Origin of the sequence: Bacillus sp. A01H (assembly GCF_045277205.1) — a bacterium.
Classification (GTDB): domain Bacteria; phylum Bacillota; class Bacilli; order Bacillales; family Bacillaceae_G; genus Bacillus_A; species Bacillus_A paranthracis.
In genome coordinates this window covers 1465744-1488537 of record NZ_CP117702.1, presented here as the reverse complement: position 1 = coordinate 1488537, position 22794 = coordinate 1465744, and the positions used below count along the sequence as shown (strand labels likewise).

30 protein-coding genes, 1 pseudogene and 1 riboswitch are annotated in these 22794 nt (G+C 34.3%); of the genes and pseudogenes, 6 read left to right on the top strand and 25 right to left on the bottom strand.

The genetic code is table 11. From position 1 onward, the window contains the following. Positions 1-88: 88 nt before the first annotated feature. Positions 89-1009, top strand: a complete 921-nt coding sequence (locus PSR14_RS07920) for an LD-carboxypeptidase (protein WP_000640088.1) — start codon at positions 89-91, stop codon at positions 1007-1009. A 179-nt stretch (positions 1010-1188) separates the two neighbouring features. On the opposite strand, the gene PSR14_RS07915 is transcribed toward PSR14_RS07920, so the two are convergent. The 3 genes from PSR14_RS07915 to PSR14_RS07905 form a co-directional block, all read right to left on the bottom strand. Further along, on the bottom strand, positions 1189-1587 hold the full coding sequence (locus tag PSR14_RS07915; protein WP_000435208.1) for an SseB family protein: 399 nt from the start codon (positions 1585-1587) through the stop codon (positions 1189-1191). Positions 1588-1673: 86 nt separating this feature from the next. Further along, entirely contained in the window at positions 1674-2228 is a 555-nt protein-coding gene (locus tag PSR14_RS07910) for a cysteine hydrolase family protein (RefSeq protein WP_001064616.1), read from the bottom strand. Continuing rightward, positions 2221-2712 (bottom strand): carboxymuconolactone decarboxylase family protein, encoded by a 492-nt coding sequence (locus PSR14_RS07905; protein ID WP_001997023.1) that lies wholly within the window; start codon positions 2710-2712, stop codon positions 2221-2223. The genes PSR14_RS07910 and PSR14_RS07905 overlap by 8 nt, the downstream gene beginning before the upstream one ends. Before the next feature lie 63 nt (positions 2713-2775). On the opposite strand from PSR14_RS07905, the gene PSR14_RS07900 reads away from it, so the two are divergent. Beyond that, complete coding sequence (locus PSR14_RS07900; RefSeq protein ID WP_001175495.1) at positions 2776-3228, top strand: Lrp/AsnC family transcriptional regulator; 453 nt, start codon at positions 2776-2778, stop codon at positions 3226-3228. Positions 3229-3328: 100 nt separating this feature from the next. Further along, positions 3329-3511, top strand: coding sequence for a DUF3913 family protein (locus tag PSR14_RS07895; protein ID WP_000707103.1), 183 nt, complete (start codon positions 3329-3331; stop codon positions 3509-3511). Positions 3512-3540: 29 nt separating this feature from the next. Here the strand turns inward: PSR14_RS07895 and PSR14_RS07890 are convergent, their stop codons facing one another. From PSR14_RS07890 to PSR14_RS07835, 12 genes and pseudogenes are all read right to left on the bottom strand, one after another. After that, on the bottom strand, positions 3541-4554 hold the full coding sequence (locus PSR14_RS07890; protein WP_073542008.1) for a CPBP family intramembrane glutamic endopeptidase: 1014 nt from the start codon (positions 4552-4554) through the stop codon (positions 3541-3543). A gap of 201 nt (positions 4555-4755) precedes the next feature. Continuing rightward, positions 4756-5532: an ABC transporter permease gene (locus tag PSR14_RS07885; RefSeq protein WP_000475445.1), complete on the bottom strand. Its 777-nt coding sequence runs from the start codon at positions 5530-5532 to the stop codon at positions 4756-4758. After that, entirely contained in the window at positions 5532-6434 is a 903-nt protein-coding gene (locus tag PSR14_RS07880) for an ABC transporter ATP-binding protein (protein ID WP_000528779.1), read from the bottom strand. Before PSR14_RS07880 ends, PSR14_RS07885 begins: the two co-directional genes overlap by 1 nt. A 14-nt stretch (positions 6435-6448) precedes the next feature. After that, positions 6449-7231, bottom strand: a complete 783-nt coding sequence (locus tag PSR14_RS07875; protein ID WP_000838770.1) for a hypothetical protein — start codon at positions 7229-7231, stop codon at positions 6449-6451. After that, positions 7228-7926: an ABC transporter ATP-binding protein gene (locus tag PSR14_RS07870; protein ID WP_046197214.1), complete on the bottom strand. Its 699-nt coding sequence runs from the start codon at positions 7924-7926 to the stop codon at positions 7228-7230. Before PSR14_RS07870 ends, PSR14_RS07875 begins: the two co-directional genes overlap by 4 nt. Next, a complete protein-coding gene (locus PSR14_RS07865) occupies positions 7923-8303 on the bottom strand; it encodes a GntR family transcriptional regulator (protein ID WP_000687513.1) in 381 nt (126 codons plus the stop codon). The genes PSR14_RS07870 and PSR14_RS07865 overlap by 4 nt, the downstream gene beginning before the upstream one ends. A 216-nt stretch (positions 8304-8519) precedes the next feature. Then, entirely contained in the window at positions 8520-9488 is a 969-nt protein-coding gene (gene nrdF / locus PSR14_RS07860) for a class 1b ribonucleoside-diphosphate reductase subunit beta (RefSeq protein WP_001203021.1), read from the bottom strand. An 81-nt stretch (positions 9489-9569) separates the two neighbouring features. Next, positions 9570-10520, bottom strand: coding sequence for a ribonucleotide reductase (locus tag PSR14_RS07855; protein WP_073536430.1), 951 nt, complete (start codon positions 10518-10520; stop codon positions 9570-9572). A gap of 382 nt (positions 10521-10902) precedes the next feature. After that, positions 10903-12030, bottom strand: a pseudogene (locus PSR14_RS07850) (ribonucleotide reductase N-terminal alpha domain-containing protein); the annotation flags it as partial. Then, positions 12017-12376 carry a class Ib ribonucleoside-diphosphate reductase assembly flavoprotein NrdI gene (nrdI, locus tag PSR14_RS07845; protein WP_000959450.1) on the bottom strand — a complete coding sequence of 120 codons (360 nt, stop codon included), beginning with the start codon at positions 12374-12376 and terminating at the stop codon, positions 12017-12019. The pseudogene PSR14_RS07850 and the gene nrdI, both read right to left, overlap by 14 nt. A gap of 476 nt (positions 12377-12852) precedes the next feature. Continuing rightward, positions 12853-13170, bottom strand: a complete 318-nt coding sequence (locus PSR14_RS07840; protein WP_000502211.1) for a hypothetical protein — start codon at positions 13168-13170, stop codon at positions 12853-12855. A 25-nt stretch (positions 13171-13195) separates the two neighbouring features. Further along, the gene (locus tag PSR14_RS07835) at positions 13196-13390 is read right to left on the bottom strand and encodes a hypothetical protein (protein WP_000356683.1); all 195 of its coding nucleotides are present in this window, start codon (positions 13388-13390) and stop codon (positions 13196-13198) included. Positions 13391-13635: 245 nt separating this feature from the next. Between PSR14_RS07835 and PSR14_RS07830 the strand changes: the two genes are divergently transcribed. Then, on the top strand, positions 13636-14214 hold the full coding sequence (locus PSR14_RS07830; protein ID WP_000619530.1) for a GNAT family N-acetyltransferase: 579 nt from the start codon (positions 13636-13638) through the stop codon (positions 14212-14214). A gap of 33 nt (positions 14215-14247) precedes the next feature. Here the strand turns inward: PSR14_RS07830 and PSR14_RS07825 are convergent, their stop codons facing one another. Together PSR14_RS07825 and PSR14_RS07820 are read right to left on the bottom strand one after the other, a co-directional pair. Then, positions 14248-14850 carry a phosphoglycerate mutase gene (locus PSR14_RS07825; RefSeq protein ID WP_000703127.1) on the bottom strand — a complete coding sequence of 201 codons (603 nt, stop codon included), beginning with the start codon at positions 14848-14850 and terminating at the stop codon, positions 14248-14250. Positions 14851-14938: 88 nt separating this feature from the next. After that, complete coding sequence (locus tag PSR14_RS07820) at positions 14939-15121, bottom strand: hypothetical protein (RefSeq protein WP_113732933.1); 183 nt, start codon at positions 15119-15121, stop codon at positions 14939-14941. Positions 15122-15352: 231 nt separating this feature from the next. On the opposite strand from PSR14_RS07820, the gene PSR14_RS07815 reads away from it, so the two are divergent. Next, a complete protein-coding gene (locus tag PSR14_RS07815; protein WP_001165081.1) occupies positions 15353-15538 on the top strand; it encodes a DUF2187 family protein in 186 nt (61 codons plus the stop codon). Between the two features lie 55 nt (positions 15539-15593). On the opposite strand, the gene queF is transcribed toward PSR14_RS07815, so the two are convergent. From queF to queC, 4 genes are read right to left on the bottom strand one after another with little or no spacing between them, the layout of a single operon-like run. Then, positions 15594-16091: a preQ(1) synthase gene (gene queF / locus PSR14_RS07810; protein WP_000918895.1), complete on the bottom strand. Its 498-nt coding sequence runs from the start codon at positions 16089-16091 to the stop codon at positions 15594-15596. A gap of 18 nt (positions 16092-16109) precedes the next feature. Continuing rightward, positions 16110-16826: a 7-carboxy-7-deazaguanine synthase QueE gene (queE, locus tag PSR14_RS07805; protein WP_000036283.1), complete on the bottom strand. Its 717-nt coding sequence runs from the start codon at positions 16824-16826 to the stop codon at positions 16110-16112. After that, positions 16819-17310, bottom strand: coding sequence for a 6-carboxytetrahydropterin synthase QueD (gene queD / locus PSR14_RS07800; RefSeq protein ID WP_000368413.1), 492 nt, complete (start codon positions 17308-17310; stop codon positions 16819-16821). The genes queE and queD overlap by 8 nt, the downstream gene beginning before the upstream one ends. Then, positions 17310-17972: a 7-cyano-7-deazaguanine synthase QueC gene (queC, locus tag PSR14_RS07795; RefSeq protein WP_000711607.1), complete on the bottom strand. Its 663-nt coding sequence runs from the start codon at positions 17970-17972 to the stop codon at positions 17310-17312. The genes queD and queC overlap by 1 nt, the downstream gene beginning before the upstream one ends. Before the next feature lie 93 nt (positions 17973-18065). Then, positions 18066-18109: riboswitch (PreQ1 riboswitch) on the bottom strand. A 207-nt stretch (positions 18110-18316) separates the two neighbouring features. On the opposite strand from queC, the gene kinB reads away from it, so the two are divergent. Beyond that, positions 18317-19525, top strand: coding sequence for a sporulation sensor histidine kinase KinB (kinB, locus tag PSR14_RS07790; protein WP_001993722.1), 1209 nt, complete (start codon positions 18317-18319; stop codon positions 19523-19525). 11 nt (positions 19526-19536) lie between these two features. Here the strand turns inward: kinB and PSR14_RS07785 are convergent, their stop codons facing one another. From PSR14_RS07785 to PSR14_RS07770, 4 genes are all read right to left on the bottom strand, one after another. Beyond that, positions 19537-19653, bottom strand: a complete 117-nt coding sequence (locus tag PSR14_RS07785; protein WP_000066280.1) for a DUF6254 family protein — start codon at positions 19651-19653, stop codon at positions 19537-19539. A gap of 99 nt (positions 19654-19752) precedes the next feature. Then, positions 19753-20286, bottom strand: coding sequence for a DinB family protein (locus PSR14_RS07780; protein ID WP_000941973.1), 534 nt, complete (start codon positions 20284-20286; stop codon positions 19753-19755). A gap of 138 nt (positions 20287-20424) precedes the next feature. Next, a complete protein-coding gene (locus PSR14_RS07775; RefSeq protein WP_000008563.1) occupies positions 20425-22119 on the bottom strand; it encodes a M3 family oligoendopeptidase in 1695 nt (564 codons plus the stop codon). A gap of 161 nt (positions 22120-22280) precedes the next feature. After that, on the bottom strand, positions 22281-22727 hold the full coding sequence (locus tag PSR14_RS07770; protein WP_000203341.1) for a MarR family winged helix-turn-helix transcriptional regulator: 447 nt from the start codon (positions 22725-22727) through the stop codon (positions 22281-22283). Positions 22728-22794 lie beyond the last annotated feature (67 nt).

Sequence of the window (22794 nt, the reverse complement as noted above, 5' to 3'; positions counted from 1 at the left end):
TTCTTTATTTGACAAACTTTTCCCTTCTTTTACAAGGATTGAACTTCCTATGAAGCGAATATATTGAAAGTGAAGGAGGCTGAAAACAATGATATATCCAAATGCATTACAACAAGGTGATACAGTAATGATTATTGCACCGTCCGGGCCACCAACAATTGAAAATGTATTAAAAGGTGTAAAGGTATTACAAGAAATGGGTTTATCTGTAGTAATCGGGAAGAGTGTTTATGAGAAATATGGATATTTAGCTGGAAGGGATCAAGTCCGGCTTGATGATATACATGAAGCATTTTCAAACCATGAGGTAAAGGCCGTTTTCTGTGCACGGGGTGGTTACGGTAGCGCTCGTCTCCTCCCTCACATTCAATATGAAATCATTCGGCAAAATCCAAAAATCTTTTGGGGATATAGCGATATTACAGCTTTACATACTGCCTTTTCACGTTATGCAAAGCTTATTACTTTTCATGGCCCAATGGTTGAAGAATTAGGGAAAGGGGTAGATTCTCTTTCTTTATCTTCTTTCAACCAACTATTTCATCCGTATTCAACCATCTTATCTGCTTCAGAATGTATCGTACCTAGCTCTTCCCGTACAGTTACAGGTCAGTTAGTTGGAGGCAATTTAGCGGTGTTAACGAGTATCATTGGCTCCTCCTACGAGATAAATACAGCCAATAAACTTTTATTGCTTGAAGACATTGGGGAAGAACCGTATCGCGTTGATCGTATGTTAAATCAGCTACTTTTATCTGGAAAGTTTCATGAATGTAGTGGTGTTATTTTTACAAGTTGTCATGACTGCACTCCTTCTAAACCATCTCAATCATTGCAAACAATACTATATGAATATTTCACTTCATATGCTATACCTGTCCTATTCGGTTTACCGATTGGACATATAAGCCCAAACATCGGAATCCCTCTTGGAGCTACAGCGACAATAAATACAAATAATAAAACACTCTCTATTTCTTCTGGCATAGCCACTCCGTGTTCAAATTAAAAAGGAAAAGCAATTCAGCTTTTCCTTTTATCCCGCTTTAATGGGCAGTAAGACCCCCACATCAAAATTCAGCGAAAGTAAAGAAGTTAGGTGGGGGTCGGGCTGCCCATTAAAGCCCGATTGGTTCAACTAATAATCAGTGGGGGATGAAGAAAACCCCCACTGATTAAAGCTTCACTTTATTTATAATAGTTAAAAATTCGTCCAGATGCGATATCTGCAATTTCTTCTGGAATAAATGTTTTACTTATATCAGTACCGACATTTAATACTGCTGTAGCATCTTTCTCAATGCTACCAAATAATTCTTTCCCACGTATCGTAATAAGGGGTGTTCCTTCTGGCAACACATCTTTTACAAATTCCATTTGTGTAAAGAACGGAACGATCCATCTACCCTCTCCTTGGAAATGACGCAAACGAAGTATCCCTTCTGTTGCACCTTCCTCTGCTTCTAATGAGCCAGCAACATAAAACTCAGTAGATAAGAGCAATTCATAAAATTCCTTTTGCTTTTGTTTGTCATCCCCTGCTACAACAAGTACTTCTTCTATTCTCTTTACCGGAATTTGCTCCATACGATGCCACCCCTATTTTTAAAATGATTGTACTTAGATTATACGAAATATTCTAATTTTTTTCTACATAATTCGCAATTATTTTCTTAAAATAATTTCAATACTTCTTTTGTCGTCATAATTGTAGCAAACTCTTCATGTAAATTTACAAGTGTCATATTATGAATATCTTCTGCACTATACTCTTTACCATCTAGACCATTACGGTTAAAAGTAGCCGTCGCATCACTCACTAAATATGTTTTAAATCCTAAATTCCCTGCCATTCGTGTCGTAGTCTCCACACAATGATTTGTCGTTAATCCTACAATCACTACTGCATTACATTTGTTCTCTCTTAATTGCTCTTCTAAATTTGTCCCAATGAATGCGCTATTAACAGATTTTTGAATAACCACTTCACCTGGTAGTGGTTGCAACTCTTCTTTAAAGTTGACTGTTTCCGCTCCCTCATAAAACATCGACTGATCATTTTCTTTATTTACATGTTGAATATGAAAAACTGGTCGTTTCCTTTTTCTCCATTCTGCTAACAAAATTCTCATATTTTCTTCAGCAAAAAGATTATTTCTCTCACCCCAGTATGGTAATTGAAACGCCTTTTGTACATCAATTATAATAAGTGCTATTTGATTATTCATCATTTTCTCCTTCTTTCGGCTGTAATTGAAATAGAAAACCAAATTGTTGTGACGCAGTAATAAAACAAATATACGCACAAAGCTCTACAATTTCTTTTTCCGTCCAGTATTGTTTCAATACATGAAACATATTATCATCTATCGCCTTTTTGTCATGAATAAATGTATGCGCAAAAGTAACTGCTACACCAATTTCTTCTACCTTTTGCATATCATCAGGCCTTCCCTTCGCCATACAGTACGGGCATTCATTCCCATACGCTAATGTTCTTCTCACTTGCTCCTTTAACTCTGCTGAAAGAGTTCCTTTATTGTATAATGTATTTTCTAATGTACTCCACGAATGTAATATTTCCGGATTATGACCTAATAACCTTTGAAACTTTGTATCTCCTACATTTGATAATGAAATTCTCTCCATTATTTTTCCTCCTATTCCCTTCAGTTTTATTGTAAAATAAATAAAGTTCTCTTTACATTTCATATGAATCTTAATTTATATTTTTCCTTTACAAAAATTATCATTTTACTGGAGGTATATTTACACATGCAACTAGATCGTGTTGATCGAAAAATTTTAAATGAATTATATAATGATAGTCGCCTTTCCATGCGTGAATTGGCGAAACGAGTAAACTTATCTGCTCCGTCTACTGCAGAACGTGTTCGTAAGCTCGAAAGTGAAGGCGTTATCCAAAAATACACAATCGATATCGATTATAAAAAAGCAGGACTTGTTTTAGACTGTATTTTAGAAATCACTTTAAAAAACGGGGATACAACGCGTATGCAACAGTTTATTCAGTCTTATCCGTCCGCAAGTTTTTGTTACCGCGTAACAGGAAGCTTATGCTACATTGTAAAAATTTCTGTTCCTTCACTCGTTGAACTTGAAGAATTTATTAATGATGTTTCTTCATATGCAACGACTGTTTCTCATATCGTATTATCAGAAATATCTCTTACTCCTGATATTGAACATATCTTTCCAGAAGATTAATTAATTTTTATTCATAAAATATATAAAAACCCCTTACAATAAGAGTAAAAATAATATATTATGTATTAAAATACATATAGTTCGAGAAAGGGGTTTTACATTGAAAATCTGGTTTTATGAAAAAACGGCACAATTAGATGACTTGCTTGGCATTTGGGACAATGTTCCGACTATCCCTCGAATTGGTGAAAAAGTTGAGATTTTAAAAGCAGTCCGCACTGTTACAGATATTAAATATGTAAAGAACGGCAATAATTTTCGTGTGGAAATTATTACAAAGTAAAAAGTAGCTCACAAGGAGCTACTTTTTACTTATCTATCATGCGCTTTCTTTATAACGATTTTATCGTCTTCTACAGATACTGTTACATAATCATTTTCTTCTAACCCGAGCTTATTTACAGCCTCATCTGGTAGCTCTACAGCCATCAATCTATCTGTTACAATCACTTGACTATACACTTCATTTTCTTGTGATGCACTCACTACTTTTTCCTCATTTATGAAGCGCACTGGTGGCACACCCACTTCTTTTACCGTACGCCATTGTTTCCAAACGTAAGGAATTAACCAAAGTAATCCAACAACTGTAAGACCGATACCGATCCATAAATTACTTTGCGCTTGTAATTCAGGAATTGAAATTGCGCTACTCTCTTCTCCGCCAACAAATTGCATACTTGTTGCAATTAAATTATTTAGAGCGTGTACAGCGATATTCGTCCATATATTTTGTGTCTTTAAGTATAAAAGACACATAACAACACCAAACATGAACGCACCAATAACATCAAAATGTCCTAAGCCAAAAATAATGGAAGATATAATGACAGCTTTTTTAATCCCCCATTTATAAGCCATTCGCTGTAAAAAGAAGCCCCTAAAAATAACCTCTTCCATAATTGGTGCTAATACACATGCTGAAACGAAAGTAAATATCGTCATATATATGTTACTCGTATTAATAACATTTCCGTCTTCTAACATAGTAACTAAGAAATTCGGTAACGTATGTGCTAATATGTAAAATTGAATATGAGATATACCGACTGAAAAAATCATTCCCATTATCGTTGCTAATACAATTAATCCCCACGGTAAACGTCCTGGCTTATCAAAAAAACTATTAAATACAACATTATTTTTATTGGTTTTTACGTATAACCAAAATAACGGAAATACAAAAAACACAGTTATTTGTGAAATAACCTCCGTTGTATTCTCAGAAACATTTGATAGACCTAATGGGATCATCGTAAGGAACAGCCCTATGATCATCCATCCAAAAAAGCTACGTAGCCTTATACGTGAAAATGCATAGTGCATATAGAACACCTCCAAAGTTAGTAAAAGTAAATGGGCGGATAACTACATTATAATATGAATATAGTTGAACTCTTCCTATTTTTCTCAATTACTTTCAAACAACATATCTATTAAAATACTATATTACTGCTCTTCAAGTTGCACTACCTGAGCAAGTTATGTAATAAAAATCCCCGTTTTTACAAGCGGGGATTTCTTTTATTATAATACGTCACGTTTTTGGAATAATGCACTTGATGCTACAAGCAATACAACAAAGTATGCAGCTACAAGTAATAATGAAGTTGTAAACGTAAATTCTGTGAATGTAGGTTCTACTCCGCCACTAATTAATTTATTGCCATCGTAAGCTCTTAAATCCAAATGGAAGAATACTATAAACTTCGCTACGCCTTTTGCAAACATCATTAATACCATATTAATTGCTCCTTGTAAGAAGAACAGGAACATCGTAATAATTAATGGTAATACAGATTTTCTAAATACGTTTGCTAAGAAAAATGCAAGCGTCGCAAAGAAGAGCGGTGAAAGTACTTGATATAAGGTAGATTTCATTACGATTCCTAACGTTAATTCTGTTTTACTACCATCCATTACAATTAATCCAATAATCATAGCAATTAACGTACTAGCAAATATGATAAATACTATAGTAAGTAACACTGTAATATATTTAGAGAATAAAACTGTCATTCGTTTTCTTGGACGGATTAATAACTGCTTAATTGTACCTTTTTGGAACTCATCCGTAATCATACGCGAAGCAATCGTAATGCCAAAAATTGTTGCAAACAAAGTAATTAAACCAATCTCTGAACTTGCAAAATCTAAATAGGATCCTTTAAATTCACTTCCATCTCCCCATTTCAGCATCGCTAAAACTCCCAAAATCTCCAATACTGCAATAACACCAATTAAAATATACATTCCTTTTTTCGCATGCAGCTTTAAAAATTCATTTTGAATTAATTTAAACATTACGCTTTCACTCCCCCTGTAATCGCTAAGAACTCATCCTCTAACGTTTTATTTTGAACAGTAACTCCGTATACAAGCACATCGTCATTCACAAGTTTCTTTACAAGTTGCGGAATTTCTTCTTTCGTTACAGATACTACAATGACATTTCCTTGCGCCTTACCTTTAATGATTTCATTTGCTTTCTGTACTTGATCTACTTCAAACGCTACAACTACTGTCTCATCATGTTTTGCTTGTTCATGTAAGTTGTACTCTTGTACAAACTCACCTTGCTTAATAATAACGACGCGATCACACATGAGTTCAATTTCACTTAATAAGTGACTTGATACGATTACAGCAATATTCTCTTCTTTCGCTAAACGTTGTAAATAATCACGAATTTGACGAATACCAGCTGGATCTAATCCATTTGTCGGTTCATCTAAAATTAAAATTTTCGGCTGATGAAGTAATGCCTGTGCAATTCCTAAACGTTGTTTCATACCAAGTGAATATGTTTTCACCTTTTTATGAATCGCATGCTCTAATTCAACCAGTTTTACAATTTCAGCAATGCGCTCTTTACTAATTTGTGTAATTGCCATGTTCGCAAAATGCTTTAAGTTTTGCATTCCTGTCATATAATCATATAGTTCAGGATTTTCTACAATCGCTCCAATTTTCTCTAGCGCCTTTTCACGCTCCGTGCGAATACTATGACCACAAATTGTAATATCGCCCTCTGTCATTGAAATAAGACCTGTCATCATACGGATCGTCGTTGTCTTACCGCTACCGTTTGGTCCAAGGAACCCGTATACTTCCCCTTCACGAACTTCAAATGATAAACCACGAATAATTTCCGTTCCACCAATTTTTTTTCGAACCTTCTCTAATTTTACTACTACGTTTCCCAATGCCGATTCCTCCTTTAGACTTCTAGTTTTTTATCGATTATATAAGCAATTACATATACGATTAGAGCACTAACAATCACCATAAAACTTATATTAAAAATGTTTAATCCATTTTCTTGAAACATATCAATAAATAGACCTTTACTTTCACTACGATATTCTTCTCTTCGCAATCCTTGGAAAGCTGGGGCTAATTTCCCTAGCAATGTTGTCACTAAAGTAATCGCTATACTTACAATTAGAGAAATAATAACAATTAATATTTTTTGTATCTTTTTCTTCTTAGTAAGCAATTTAACCAGAGTAACTACTAAGAAAATTTGTAACACCGCAAATAAAAATTCAAACAAATCACTCATTGTATATATTAAATTCTTTACTATACCTACTTGCATAATTTCTTGTGCATCTATATATACATACGTTGTAGGAAATGCTAATACATAACCTACATAGAAAAGAATTCCACATATGCCATAACATATAGCCATTACAATAAAAAAGAAGGTGAGGATAGAAAAAACATATTGTTTCCCAGATATCGCCGCAACCCGTAACAATGGATTTGTTAGTAAACGTGAACATGACTTCATCGTTTGTAAAAACATATACAACACATAAAACATGAAGATCATAATAATAAATCCGAATATCGCTTCTTGTTTCACAACAGCTGTCTCACTCTTTTTTACAATCATTTGTGAAAATAAAATCGCTTCAATTAACACAAAAATTAAAAAAGTAACAATATATTTTTTCTTATTCACATTCCATAAATAAGAAAGTAACGACTTCACTTACTAAACACCTCCTTAAACAATTCATGAACTGCTTTTCCTCTCTGAAAACGAAGGTCTTCTACATTCTCATATAGTACAATTTCTCCATCTTTTAAAAAGATCACTTCATCAAAGATATTTTCAATTTCATTTATTAGATGAGTGGAAATTAACATTGTACAATCTTCTCTATAAAATTGTAATATTAAATCTAATACATGTTCTCTAGAAACGAGGTCAATCCCTCCAAGCGGCTCATCTAGTACATATAATTTCGCCCTCCGAGAAAACGTTAAAATGATTTGAAGTTTTTCAACCATCCCTTTTGATAATGCTGTAATTCTCTCTTCCAGTGGTATTTTAAATTCTACTATCGTATCTACCGCTTTTTGAATATCAAAGTCTTTATAAAAGTCTCGGTAGAAAAACAAAGAATCTTTTACAGTCATCCACTCATCAAATACTGACTTATCAGACATAAAAGAAACAATTTCTTTCGTTTCTAATCCTACCTTTTTACCAGCTACTGTAATACTACCTTGCGATGGATGCTGCAGACCAGCAATCATTTTCAATAACGTCGTTTTCCCGCTCCCGTTATCTCCAACAAGCCCAACAATTTTCCCTTCGGTAATCTCTATGTTTAATTCACGAATCACTGCTTTTAATCCGTATCTCTTCCATAAGTTTTCTATTTTTAATAGCTCTGTCATTCGCTCTCCTCCCTTTTCTCATGTAATGAAGAACGAAGAATTGTAAGAATTTCTTCTTCTGAAAAACCTAAATTGTCCATTCCATCTATAAAAGAGTGAAGTAATTCTTTCGCCATCTCTTTTCGCAGCTCCATAATTTTCTCCCCTTCATTCGTTACATATCTTCCCATTCCCCTACGTGTTACAACAACCCCATCTCGTTCTAGCTCTTGAAATGTACGCTGGATCGTATTTGGATTTACTTGTAATTCACTCGCTAATTCACGTACAGAGGGAATTTTATCACCAGGCAATAAATGTCCTGTTACGATTTCTTTTTTTATGTATTCCATTACCTGAATGTAAATTGGTGTATTTGGAGAAAACTCTATTTTCATTTCTTCCCTCCTTTTGTATCGGTGTACTAGTTAAATAATACACCGATACAAAAGGATTGTAAATACCCATTTAATTACAAAAAAGTTCTATCCATTAGCCAGATAGAACTTTCCAAACAGAAATCGTTATACAAAAATAATAATGTTATGTAAACAAATCCATAAAGAAAAGCTGCCTTATCAATGAATAAGACAGCTTTTCTTTATGATCATATATTAAAAATTAAACACGAAGTCATCATCAGATAACTTTTCAACGTTCGTTGCTTTTACGTAACCATTTCCTTTTACAGAGAAGAAATCATGGTTTTTCGTATCTGTACGTAAACCATTTAAAACGATTGGGTTAATTTCTTCTTCTTCAAACTTCGGCTCAAGTCCTAAGTTCATAAGTCCTTTATTCGCATTGTAACGAACGAAACGATTTACATCCTCTACAAGACCAATAGAAGTGTAAATTTCTTCTGTGTATGCCATTTCAATTTCATATAGTTCCATTAATAACTCTTGCGTTTCTTTTTGCACTTCTTGTTGATCTTCTGCAGAAAGTTCCGCGAAGATTTGTTGTGCTAAAATACCGACGAATACGCCGTGAATTGACTCATCACGAATTATTAAGTTAATAATCTCACCACTTGCCGTCAGTTTACCTTGACCAGCTAAGTAAAGCGGATAGAAGAATCCACTATAGAATAAGTAACTTTCTAAGAACACACTTGCTACCATTGCCATGTATAACTCTTTTTTCGTCACTTCAGGTTTTAATAAACGACGATAGTAACTCGTAATAATACCAGCCTTTTTCTCAAGTAACGGATGAGTATCTACCCAGTCAAAAATCTCATCGATTTCTTCTTCAGTAGCTAACGTCGTGAAAATATGACTGTAACTCTTCGCATGTACTTCTTCCATTGCACCCATGAAAGCTAATACACTTTTCGCTTGTAAATTTTCAAGGTGAACAAGTACAAGTGGCATCCCTTCGCCGCCTTGTTTCGTATCTAAAAGTGTTAAACCACCTAATACACGCTTATAAGCAACCTGCTCTTCTTTTGATAATTGCGCCCAAGTATTTTTGTCAGAAGACACTGCGATTTCTTCTTCTGTCCAAAACTGAGCGATGTTTTGCTTCCAAAACATTAAACTAAAATCATCTTCTTTTTTGTTCCAGTTTACCGCACGCATTCAATCGCCCCTTCTCTAAATATGATAACTAAGCATGAGCAGGGTTCAGAAAACCCTGCTCATCATGTCTCACTTTTTATATTAAACGGTACAAGCCACACACTCTTCCACGCTTAATTTACGCGTTCTCGTATAATACAGACTCTTTAAGCCTTTTTTATGTGCATAGATGTAGTAACGTGCTAATTCACGTGTTGAAATATCACTATTAACGTAAAGAATTGTACTAATCCCTTGGTCAATATGTTCTTGAATTTCTGCGATTAAATCAATTAATTTAAACTGATTCATATCGTAAGAAGATTTATAGTACCAGAACGTATCTTTTGATAAATACGGCATTGGATAATATGTTGTCGCATTCGCATACGTTCTTGATTCGATTTGACTTACGATCGGCATTACGCTTGAAGTTGCATTTTGAACGTAACTGATTGATTGTGTTGGAGCGATAGCAAGACGATATGAGTTATATAAACCATTCTTCTGTACTTGCTCTTTTAAACTTGTCCAATCTTCTTTTGTTGGAATATGAATTCCTTCAAATAATTGCTGAACTTTTTCAGTTACTGGACTGTAATCTGTCGTTTCATACTTTTCAAAGTATGTGCCGCTCGCATAATCAGATTTATCGAAGTCTTTAAATGTCTCGCCTTTTTCTTTAGCGATTTCCATACTTTTCTCAATAGAGTAGTAATTTAACATCATAAAGAATGTACGAGCGAATTCTTTCGCTTCTGCACTTTCATAAGCGATTTTATTTTTTGCTAAATATCCGTGTAAGTTCATTGCGCCAAGTCCAACGGAATGAAGCTCATCATTAGCTTTTTTCACAGTTGGTGCATTCGGAATAATCGTCATATCAGAAACAGCTGTTAAAGCTTCCATTCCCGCATGAACCGCTTCACGAATTTCTTTGTTTTCCATTACATTTACGATATTTAACGATCCTAAGTTACAGTTAATATCACGACGAATAATGTCATCTGTACCGTAATCATTTATTTCAGAAGTTTCTTGAAGCTGGAAGATTTCTGTCTCGAATGTTCAACCGAGTTCGCTACTCCTCAGTCCGTTGCTCATGCAACTGCTGTATGTCACCATACAGGACAGACTATATCATCACCTACAGCATTACCTGATTAGGTGCTCCGCTTTTCGAACGCCAATCGCTTGCGCTCTACTCCCATAAGGGATAGTCGTTAGGCTTTTACTTATCTTAATCTTTCAGAAAGTCTCTTATTACTTTATGTTGTCCCATAACTCTGCTATACAAAATAATAAGATACATTCTGAACTTTTATATTTTCATTCTAAGATAAGATTTAGCACGGTAGGTTACCTCAAATTTGAGGCTTTCCCCGTTTAACGGAGTTTTCGACTAGCATTTCTACTAGAAGGTGCTACATATTTAACACAAGTTCGACATCTTCACAGTTCCAATATCCTTCAGTGGATGTTGATTATTTGCATTTGATTTAAACATTAAGTACGGATAACCCGACTCAAGCTGAATCATAGCAATTTTAATAAGCATATCACGTGCACTAATATCTAGCGGCTTCTTCTTCACTTTCGGATTGCTCATTAATTCATCGTACATTTCATCGATATCAATATCATCTAAATGCTTTCCGTATTCTTTATACACCGTATAAGGCGCGAAAACATGGAAAGGTTCGTTTTTCTCAGCAAGCTCAAAGAACTTACTTGGAACGATAATTCCGATTGATAGAGACTGAATACGGCTCTTCTCATCGGCATTTATTTTTTTTGTATCAAGGAATTCAATAATGTCCCAATGGAAAATGTTCAAGTATACTGCGCCAGCACCTTTTCGTTGGCCAAGCTGATTCGCATATGAAAACGAATCTTCAAGTAACTTCATAACAGGTACTACACCACTTGCAGCGTTGTCGATACCTTTAATTTGCTCACCGCGTGCGCGTAGCTTAGATAAGTTTAAAGCTACTCCACCACCGATTTTTGATAATTGCATTGCAGTATTAATGTTAAAGCCGATTGAATTTAAGCTATCATCCATCTCTAACAAGAAACAAGACACCATTTCTCCTCTTCTGCTTCTTCCCGCATTTAAAAAGGTTGGTGTCGCTGGTTGGTAGTTTTGTTTGACAATCATGCTTGCGAATTGTTTTGCCTTCGCAACATCACCGCGTCCTAAGTATAATGACACAATTGCTACACGATCTTCATAGCTTTCTAAGTATTGTTTTTGATCATTTGTTTTTAACGCATAATCTTTGTAGAACTTAGATGCTGCCATATAAGATTGGAACTCGAAGTTTTCACCATAAGCGATGTTATATACCTCTTCTACTTCCTCCAAGTTATACTCGTCCAGAACGTTGTAATAGTAATCATGTTCTTTCATATACTCCATTCGCTCTGCCACGCTATTAAAATGAACGGTATTCTCTCTAGCTTCTTCCATAAAGACTTCTAATGCCTCTTTATCTTTATGAAGCTGATAAAAACCGTCCTGCATTTGCGTGATTTCATTATTCAGTTCAATGTGTCGCAATCTCCCGCACCCTTTCCTTAAAATATTCTACATCGTTATTTGTTCCTGATAACTCAAATTTTGATACAATAGGCACTTCATATTTAGCAGAAATTTTGTCAGCACTTGCACCGAACATGTCTCCCCAGTTACGATTGCCGCTTGCAGATACGCCTTTTAATTTTTCATTATTGCGCTCTAAAAATTCTAAAACACGTTCTGGTACATTGCCAAAACCTGTTGTATACGTAATTAAAATAAAGTCTTCATCTATTACTAGATCTTCACCAATTTGAACGGCCGGCATATTTAATTTGTGAATGAAACGCTTCACGTTTCCTGTCATAGAATCATATGCAACTAACATTTCCGACCCTCCCTTTTCAATCTATACTCTCTGTATGTTGTTTCTTGATTTCTCTATATATTGTATTACGTTTCAAAATAAGACACAAGATATATGTATAAATTCTTTCTTTTTTTAACTTTTACTTTTCGACAAGACCGTCGTTTTTTTTCAATACAATGACTATGAAACAACATTCTAAAACTCATGTCAATAAAGTGCTTTTCAAAAAAGTTGTCAACGAATTTAACCTTATTTTTAAAAAAGTTACCAATATATTTTGTCATAAAACGGCAAATGCTGGAGGAATATATTTCTCCAGCATCACGCAAAAAAGAACAGACATGAAACGATAATCTGTTCTAAAAAACGATTACATTTATCAACTTTACTTTATTAAATATTATACATATACTTTCGATTCGCGTTACATACTAAAAGATAACTATTATAGAAAAAGATTATTATTATGGAAATTCAACTTATTTATGAAAAGATTATGCAGAGTGCTCAATACGCAAAATATCTTTTACAAATATATGATGTGGATTTTCATCTTTATCAATCATTGTACATACAGGAGCTTCTTCATCAAAGTACACAATCATTCCTTCAACGTACTGACATGTATGTTGAACTTGTACAGTTACTTTAATTTCTACAGCCTCTTCATATGCTCTTTTTATTTTCTGAAGCATTTTTGTCGAACACTTTCTTTTCTCTGGATACATGACCATTCCCATAAATCGGTTGCCGGCTCTATCTTTCCACATATAATCCCAATGCGGTAATATGCCTTGTTTAAAATCGCCCATAAGTCTCCTCCCTATATTCTTCTAGTTACGAACGTGGCGTTTCTGAGTATGTATAAATGACTTGTCCGCCGCGCTGTGCGTTACCAATGAAATGTTTAAAGTCTTCTCGATTTACTAAAACTTCTCTGAACGTATAAAATACATCTTTCGTAACAACATACTCCTTTATTTCACCATTTTTCAGCTGATCCAAAATTGTATTTGCTAATTCTTTATCCATGTATTTCACCTCTATGCAATATTTTATTTTAACTTATATTCTATAGGTCAACAACTGTAAAATTATCCAGATGCTATACCTTCATTTCATTTTCATTATTTTTCAAAAGATATCTCTTTAGTATATGTCCACTAAATATCATATACTAACATAGCTACTTCTCTATATCAAACATTTCGACATTCAATTATGCAAAGTTTCACACCGCTATGCTACAATATATGAATAGAACTAGGAGGGATACTATGATTCGGAAAGCAAAAAAGACAGATGCGAAACTGGTAGCACCTTTATTGTATAACGCTCTGCACGAAATTGCTGAAAAAATCACAGGTAGCACAGTTGAGACAGAAGTATTACTAGGACTTGAAACATGGTTCTCAAAAGAGAAAAATCGACTGAGCTATGAAAACTGTTTTGTATATGAACAAGACGGGGATGCAGTTGGAGTTATTGTCGCTTATCACGGTAGTGAAGCAACAATGCTTGATGCACCAATCGTACATCACTTAAGAGAATTACATAAAGATGAATCGATTACGTTAGAAAAAGAAGCCGAGCTTGATGAATATTACATTGATACTTTATCCGTTTCAAGTGTATATGGCGGAAAAGGAATTGGTTCTAAATTAATTGAAGCTGCTGAAATACATGCAACTGAAAAGGAGTATGAAAAAATCGCATTACTTGTTAATTTAGAAAACAAACGTGCCTATTCACTATACGAAAAACTAGGTTATAAAAAAGATCAAATCGTTATGCTTGTAGGCGAACCTTATGCACATCTCGTAAAACCATTAAACATCAAAATTTCTATATCTTAAAAAAAGCACACGATTTATATAAATCGTGTGCTTTTATGTTAAATTCGTATTTAATACATTTCCATTCATCGCCTCATGAAACGTATATGTTGTACATCCCCATGGCTCTCTGTGCAAAATAGGAGAACCAGACCATCCCATCGCTCTCAGTTCGGCACCAATCATTACATTCACATAATTATGACCTACAAGAGCAATACTTCCATGTACGAGAGCGTAACGATGTAATAAGTAAGCCGCTTGTCTCGCCCTCTCTCTTACTTCCTTATAAGACTCAACATCTTTATGGTAACCAAGTATCCATACTGTTCGTCCGATAAACATCCATACGTTAGGTTTACACTTCAACCATTTTGGAGCATAAAAGCTCGTCGGAACTGTAGCTTCTCTAAAGAGAGAATTTTGTATAAACGATAAAGAATCCATTAATTCAGCTGCTGACTGTACAGCGCACTTTTGATCACTCGTTACAATCAATTTTGCCGCTTCAACCGCTTCCCTTGTTTCCGTAGGTATTGGTACTTTTTTTGTTATAGTATGTAAGTCATATCCTTTCATCCATTCATGAAAGGATGTAACCGTCATTGGTTCTATAGTACGATTTAAGCGACCATGACGAATAAAAGAAATCTTCATTCTTTCCACTCTCCATTCATCACTTACGAACTCTATTATGTACTATTTTTACATATCATACCACGCAAAAAAAGAAAGTTATACACCTTTACATATCCCCGCCACTCTCATGTGTGACCCCAGCATTTATACCATCCATCCCATCAAAATATGTAGTCGTTTCATGATGACGAATCTTTTTTAAATGTATATAAGAAAATACAAATAAAATTAATGCTATAACACTCCCCACAAATTCAAACATCATTTTACCGCCTCTAATTTCTCCCACTTTAATAGGTTATTGTATTTCTTTATTATAACTCTATATAAAGATTTTTTCATTTCTCCTTTTTTTCTCAAAAAACATGGCTTTTCTACATATTTTCTTACAAAAAGTGAATATTTTTCGAATTTTTACTTTGAAAACATTTACAAAACAGGAAACATAGTTCAAAATAAAGGAAAATAAAAAATCCCAAATTATTCTTTTTTGGAAAAACTGTAACAAGGAGAGTTGCTTATGCAGATCGCAGAAACTGGAGATATCATTGAATTTAAAGGTGGAATGCAAGGCCGTGTTCAAAAAGTAAATCAAAACTCTGTTATTGTAGATATAACAATTATGGAGAATTTTAGAGAACTAGATATGGAACCTCTTACAGTTGTTAGTCATAAAAACTATACTGTCATTAATCAAAATGCATAATATAATAGAAAGAAAGGATCTGTATAACATACAGATCCTTTCTTTCTATTATATATTAACGATTATCAATTGTTTCTGGATATAAATCATGGTTCATCATGCGGTAGTCAGCCATTTGTTCATACTTCGTTCCTGGGCGACCGTAGTTACAGTAAGGATCAATTGAAATCCCTCCACGTGGTGTGAATTTACCCCATACCTCGATGTAACGTGGATCCATTAATTTAATTAAGTCATTCATAATAACGTTCATACAATCTTCGTGGAAGTCACCATGATTGCGGAAACTAAATAAATATAGTTTTAAAGATTTACTCTCTACCATTCTTTGTTCTGGAATGTAGCTAATATAAATTGTCGCAAAATCTGGTTGGCCTGTTTTCGGACATAAGCTTGTAAATTCAGGACAATTGAATTTTACAAAATAATCACGGTTTGGATGATTATTATCAAAAACCTCTAAAATTTCTGGGCTATATTCAAATAAATATTTTGTATTTTGATTTCCTAATAATGTTACATCTTTTAAATCTTCATCTAATCTTCCTGCCATTTTAAACATCCCTTCTCATTATACTCCGCGTTTATTTCCCCATACTAACGCATGAAGCTGCGGCAATACTTTTGCATTATTCATTTCTTTGCAGTTAACCGCTTTTTCAATAAGCCACTCATACTTATCTAATAGCTTTTTAATCAACATCGCATCATCCACAGTTTTTGTATCATCATTTCCTACTTGTAAGAAAAATGGTACATCTGGATAACGTTCGTGCATCTTAACTGCATACTCAAAATCATAATCGTCAAATACTACTACCTTTAAGCTAATATCTTTTCCTGCTAGCTTCTGAATTACATCATCTAACTTCTGAAAATCAGTATTCATCGTCGAGCTTGGCGGCTTCGGAGAAATCGTTATTTCATCAATTTCAAGTAACCAATCTTGCCATTTGCTCCCTTGCGTTTCGATTGCCGTTCGCATTCCATTCTCTTTTAATATAGAAAGAAGAAACTCAATATTTTTCAACAATACCGGATTTCCACCTGAAATCGTAACATGAGAAAAATTTTCGCCGCCAATTTCTACAAGCTCATTCCAAACGTCTTCTGCTGTCATCTGTCTAATTTGATCTTTAGCCGATCCATCCCACGTAAAAGCAGAATCACACCAAGCGCAGCTATAATCACAGCCAGCTGTACGGATAAACATCGTCTTTTGTCCTACAACCATTCCTTCACCTTGAATAGTCGGACCAAATATTTCTAAGACAGGGATTTTACTCATCGAGCATCCACTCCCGTCTTACTTCTGCATAACTAGTCGGAGTCTCAAATAGACGAACAAATTCAACACGAGCTCCTTTATATTCATTCACACGATTATCTTTTGTTAACGCTTCTGCCATCTTTTCATAAATCCAAACGACCATATTTTCAGCAGTTGTATTCATCGCTGGTAACGTTTCGTTTAAATAACGATGATCTAAATAAATTTCTATTTCATTCTTCCAAATTTCTTTTATATCTCCAAAGTCAATTGCAAGACCGATTTCATTTACATATCCACTAATCCCAAATACAACTTTATATGTGTGACCATGTAAGTTTTTACATTTCCCTTCATAACAGTGTAAATGGTGTGCTGCATCAAATGTAAATTCCTTGCTGACCATTACTCGTTTATTATGATATTTGAGCTGTTTACGCTGAATATCCTTGTCCATTTTTTGCAAATTTTCTACGATGCGAAATCCAAAGAAATTATCCATTAGTTACTCGCTCCTTCGCGTTCTTGTAGGTACGTATCTAATCCTGCTTTACGAAGTTGACATGCTGGACATTCACCGCAACCATCACCAATGATTCCGTTATAACATGTTAATGTTTTTTCTCGAACAAACTCGAATGCTCCAAGTTCATCTGATAATTTCCATGTTTCCGCTTTATCAATCCACATAAGTGGTGTATGAATCACAAACGGATAATCCATGGATAAATTTAAAGTAACGTTTAACGATTTCACAAACACGTCACGGCAATCTGGATAACCACTAAAATCAGTTTCACATACACCCGTTACAATATGACGTGCTCCAACTTGTTTTGCTAATACAGCAGCAAATGATAAGAATAGTAAATTTCGTCCATCTACAAACGTCGATGGTAATTCCCCTTCTTCATGTGTAATCTCCATATCCGTTCTCGTTAACGCATTTGGAGCAAGTTGATTTAATAGACTCATATCTAGTACTGTATGTTTAATTCCTAGCTCTTTTGCAATTTCCGCTGCACAATCAATTTCTAACTTATGACGTTGATTGTAATTAAACGTTACAGCCTCTACTTCTGCAAACTGCTCCATTGCCCAAAATAAACATGTCGTACTATCTTGTCCTCCACTAAAAACAACAACTGCCTTTTCTTTTTTCATTTCACTCATTCTCCTTCTCTACTACGAATAAGAAGAAAGAACGTTCTTGAACTGTCACAATAAAAAAACAAAACAATACCTAAAGATATTGTTGTTTCCATAGTTTTTTATAGAGGGAGTTCGCGAACCTCTCCCGTGCATTGCACGGAATTCCTTCTTTCATTGACAAAGCTTATTGTAACATATTGTATACTACCAGAAAAAATTTCTGATTTTTCCGCTATTTCTCATTTCATTTCTTTCATTTTATAGTATGATTAATTTACTATAAGAAGAGAGGAGGCATCCCACTGAAATCCTTTATTATTTATCTCTTTCTAAATATATTATTCATCCTTGTTACAATGCTCGTATACCATTTATTTTGGAATCAAAAAGGGAAACGCTCTCCTAAATTAAATTCAGCTATATTTATTGTATTATGCTGCCTCGTTACTATACTATGTATCACTTTCGCAGCAAAAACAAATTATGGATTTCAATTTGATATGCGTCATATCGTATTAGTTGTCGGTACATTAACCGGAGGTCCTATTGCTGGTGGATCAATATTAGTTGTATTAAATATATATCGCTTCTTATTAGGAGGAATAGGTGTTTTCCCATCGCTTATCGGTTCTATCCTTCTATTTATTGTTCTACTATTTACATATAAATTTTTCAATCGAACTTCTAATCGTATAAAAATAATACTCGCTATTATATACAGTCTCACATACGGATTGAGTTGGATACCTTTCTTCCTTTCAAAGGTTACAAATAAGACTGATTATATACCACATATTATTGTGTATGAGTTATGTACGATACTTGGTACGATTCTTATTTTATATTTACTACACATATTACAAACTCAAGTTCGTCTCCAAAACGAACTTATGAATGCTGAAAAATTTCATTTAATTGGCGAAATGGCAGCGTCCATCTCTCATGAGATTCGCAATCCGTTAACTTCAACAAAAGGATTTTTACAACTTTTGCAGTCAGGTACATGCACTGAGCAAGAGCGAAAATTATATATTGACATAGCCATCAACGGAATCGAACAAGCAAATCACGTTCTTACAGATTATTTAACCTTTGCAAAACCAAGTATTGAAAAAGAACAAACATTACAGTTAGAAGAAGAACTACTGCATGCATTATCGTTAATTACACCGCTTGCTAATTTAACAAATGTGCGTACACATTATATAAAGCAAAGTACTTCTTTTTTTATCGCGGGAGAAAAACAAAAACTAAATCAATGTTTGTTAAATATTTTAAAAAACTGCATTGAGGCCATGCCAAAAGGCGGTGATCTTTATTTCACATTAGTTCCTGATCATAAGCATATTCAATTATATATAAAAGATACAGGAGTTGGTATGGATCAAGAACAAGTAAAACGTCTTGGATCCCCTTTCTATTCAACAAAAGAAAAAGGTACTGGTCTTGGAATGATGGTCGTATTCAGTGTTGTGCAAGCTATGAACGGAAAAATTGATATTATAAGTGAAAAAGGTACAGGTACAACTTTCTTATTAACTTTTCCACTCATACAAAAAACGTGATGAAATACTCATCACGTTTTTTCTGTTCCTTCAACTAATTCAGCAAAAGCTTTCACTTTTCCATGTGGTTTTTGATTTTCTTTACGTGCTTTCCAAGCGCGCTCTTCTTCTTTCTTTTTATTGGACATACTTTTCAACTCCTTCTTTTCTTTCTCTCTGTAGTATTCCAAAATAAGAAGAAAAACTATGCACATATGAAAAAGAAGTGGTCTCCCACTTCTTCCTAATTATCGCTGTAAAATTGCGTGTTTCGCTTCTTTTAACTGCGTAAGATGTCTTTGTTCATGCAAATCAAGAAATTGAACCCACTGATATAAATTCAGATCATTAAAAACAGGATGCTTTAACCCATTTTCAAATAGGTCTTTTTCATCTATAACGCTATGAAGCGCATGTAATAGTTCTTGTCGTGAATGTTCTAGTAATTGGATTCCTTGCTGTTTTTTCATTAGCGTTTCTGTTGGTTTCATTTGCTGAGGAGCTTCTCGTTTATGTGTGCGATCCAGCGTAAGTTGGAGGTCTTTAAATGGAGTCGTGTTTCTTTCATTTTTTTGTAAGGCATATACAAGGGCAGACGTGACAGATTGTTCAACTAAATGCAAGTGATGCAAAATTTGAATAATACTCCATTTATCACGACGTGGCTTTACATTCACTTCTGTATCATTTAACATTTCAATTTCTGACAATAGCGTGCTTCGGGTAGACTGTAATGAGTTCACTAAACTTTCTAAACTCACATCCATATTAGATTGAAGCATACTTCTTTCCCCCCTTTTGTTGGTGAAAAGAGGCGCTCCTTATTAGAAACACCTCTTTAGTATTCTGAATTTTCTTTTATTATCTCATCATTTTCTCATTATGTCGATGTTAAACATGTGAAAAAAAGCGCATGTTTTTTACAATTTTGTGTCGTCAATTGCTTGTAGCCATGCTTCAATTTCTGTAATAACACTTTTCACACAGCCTTCAGTAAATGGTGATGTTAAATTGGCAACTTCTACTAATTCCAAGAATGATTTACTTCCACCTTGTTGGCACAGATTCACATAATCTTCCCACGCCTCTTGTCTATTATCTCTTGCACGTTTCCAAAATTGCAGTGCACAAATTTGTGCTAACGTGTAGTCAATATAGTAGAACGGCGAGCTATAAATATGTCCTTGACGTTGCCAGAATCCACCGCGCTCTAAATAATCATTATCTTCATAATCACGATGCGGTAAATACTTTTTCTCTATATTACGCCATGCTGTCTTACGATCTTCTGGTGATGCTTCAGGGTTTTCATATACATAATGTTGATATTCATCAACAGATACACCATACGGTAAAAACAGAAGTGCTGAACTTAAGTGAGAGAAGTAATATTTATCTGCATCTTCTTCAAAGAATAACTTCATCCATGGCCATGTGAAGAATTCCATACTCATAGAGTGAATTTCACACGCTTCATATGTTGGCCAATTATATTCTGGAATTTCAAATTTACGACTTTCGTATACTTGGAAAGCATGGCCTGCTTCATGTGTTAATACGTCAATATCACCAGACGTTCCGTTAAAATTCGAGAAGATAAACGGCGCTTTATAATTCTCAATATATGTACAATATCCACCGCCAGCTTTTCCTTTTTTCGCAACTAAATCTAATAAATCATTATCTAACATGAAATTGAAAAATTCATCTGTTTCAGCCGATAACTCTTTATACATCGTTTTTCCATGATTAACAATCCAATCCGCATCTCCTTTTGGAGTTGGGTTACCTGTAGGGAATTCAAAGTTTTCGTCGTAATATGCTAACTTCTCTACACCGATACGTGCTTGTTGACGTTTTCTTAATTCCGTTGTAACGGGAACGATATAATCTAGCACTTGCTGACGATAATTTGCTACCATTTCCGCATTATAATCTGTACGGTACATTCTTGCATATCCAAGTTCAACAAAGTTTTTGAAACCTAAAGATTTGGCGATTTTCGTTCTCACTTTAACAAGCTCGTCATAAATACGATCTAACTCTTCTTCATTCTCAGCTAAAAATCCGTAATACGCCTCACTTGCTGCTTTACGTTCACTTCTCTCTTTCCCTTGCATAAATGGAATAAGCTGTGATAAAGTTCTTTCTTCTCCTGCAAAATCAATTTTTGCAGATGCTAATAATTGTGTATATTGTGAAGACAATTTATTCTCTAATTGTAAATCCTTCACGACTTCATCAGAATATGTTTTTAAATCACACTCCGCAAGAGCAAATAATTGCTTCCCATAATACGCTTCTAATTCTTCACGGAATGGAGAATGAATTAACGCATTATAATACTTTGTACCATATCCTTGTACAACTGGAGAGAATTCATCAAAGAAATCTTGCTCTTTCTTATAAAAAGCATCTGTTGTATCAACAGAATGACGAATGTAACAAAGATTCCCCATTGTACCAAAATCGTTACGAATTTCGTTAATTGAATGAATGACTTGTTTTTGTTCCTCTACAGTTTTTGCGTTATCAAACCTCTCTAAAGCAGCTGTAAACTTCTCTTTTAATTCTTCAATATTTGGCCTTTTATATTCATAGTCTTTAAATGACATGAACGAGCCTCCTCTCCATTAAATGCATCCTTTACTATAATTCAATACTTACTTCCAAATCTCCTCTTATTCTTCAACAAAATACGGCATATACTGTCATCATTACATGTAAACAAAAAAGCTTTGGATTTCTTTATCCAAAGCTCCTTTGGAACATATTATTACTTTTCATACTTTCCAATCTTTTTTAATAAATCCAGTAATTCGTCCTTTTCCTCTTTCGTTAACATTTCAAAAGACTGATGAATAACTTGCTCATGCCCTGGAAAAATAGAAGAAATAAAGTTCTCTCCAGATTCAGTTAATTGTGCATAAATAACACGTCGGTCATTCGGGCATGGAATTCTCTTTACTAGTCCCTTTTTCTCTAACTTATCTACAACATATGTAATGCTGCCACTAGCTATTAAAATACGCTCACCAATTTGCTGAAGTGGTTGACCGCCTTTATGATATAGCAGTTCTAATACAGCAAACTCAGTTGGATTTAAACCGTTACTTTGTATAGACTTATTTGTCGTATCCATAACAGAACGATGTACACGAGATAATGCAATAAATACTTTTAAAGATTGAGAAATATCTTCTCGTTCATTATTTGATGTCATACAACTTTCAACCCTTCACTTAAATTCTCAATAATAAAAAGAACAAAATAGTACTTCATATAAATTC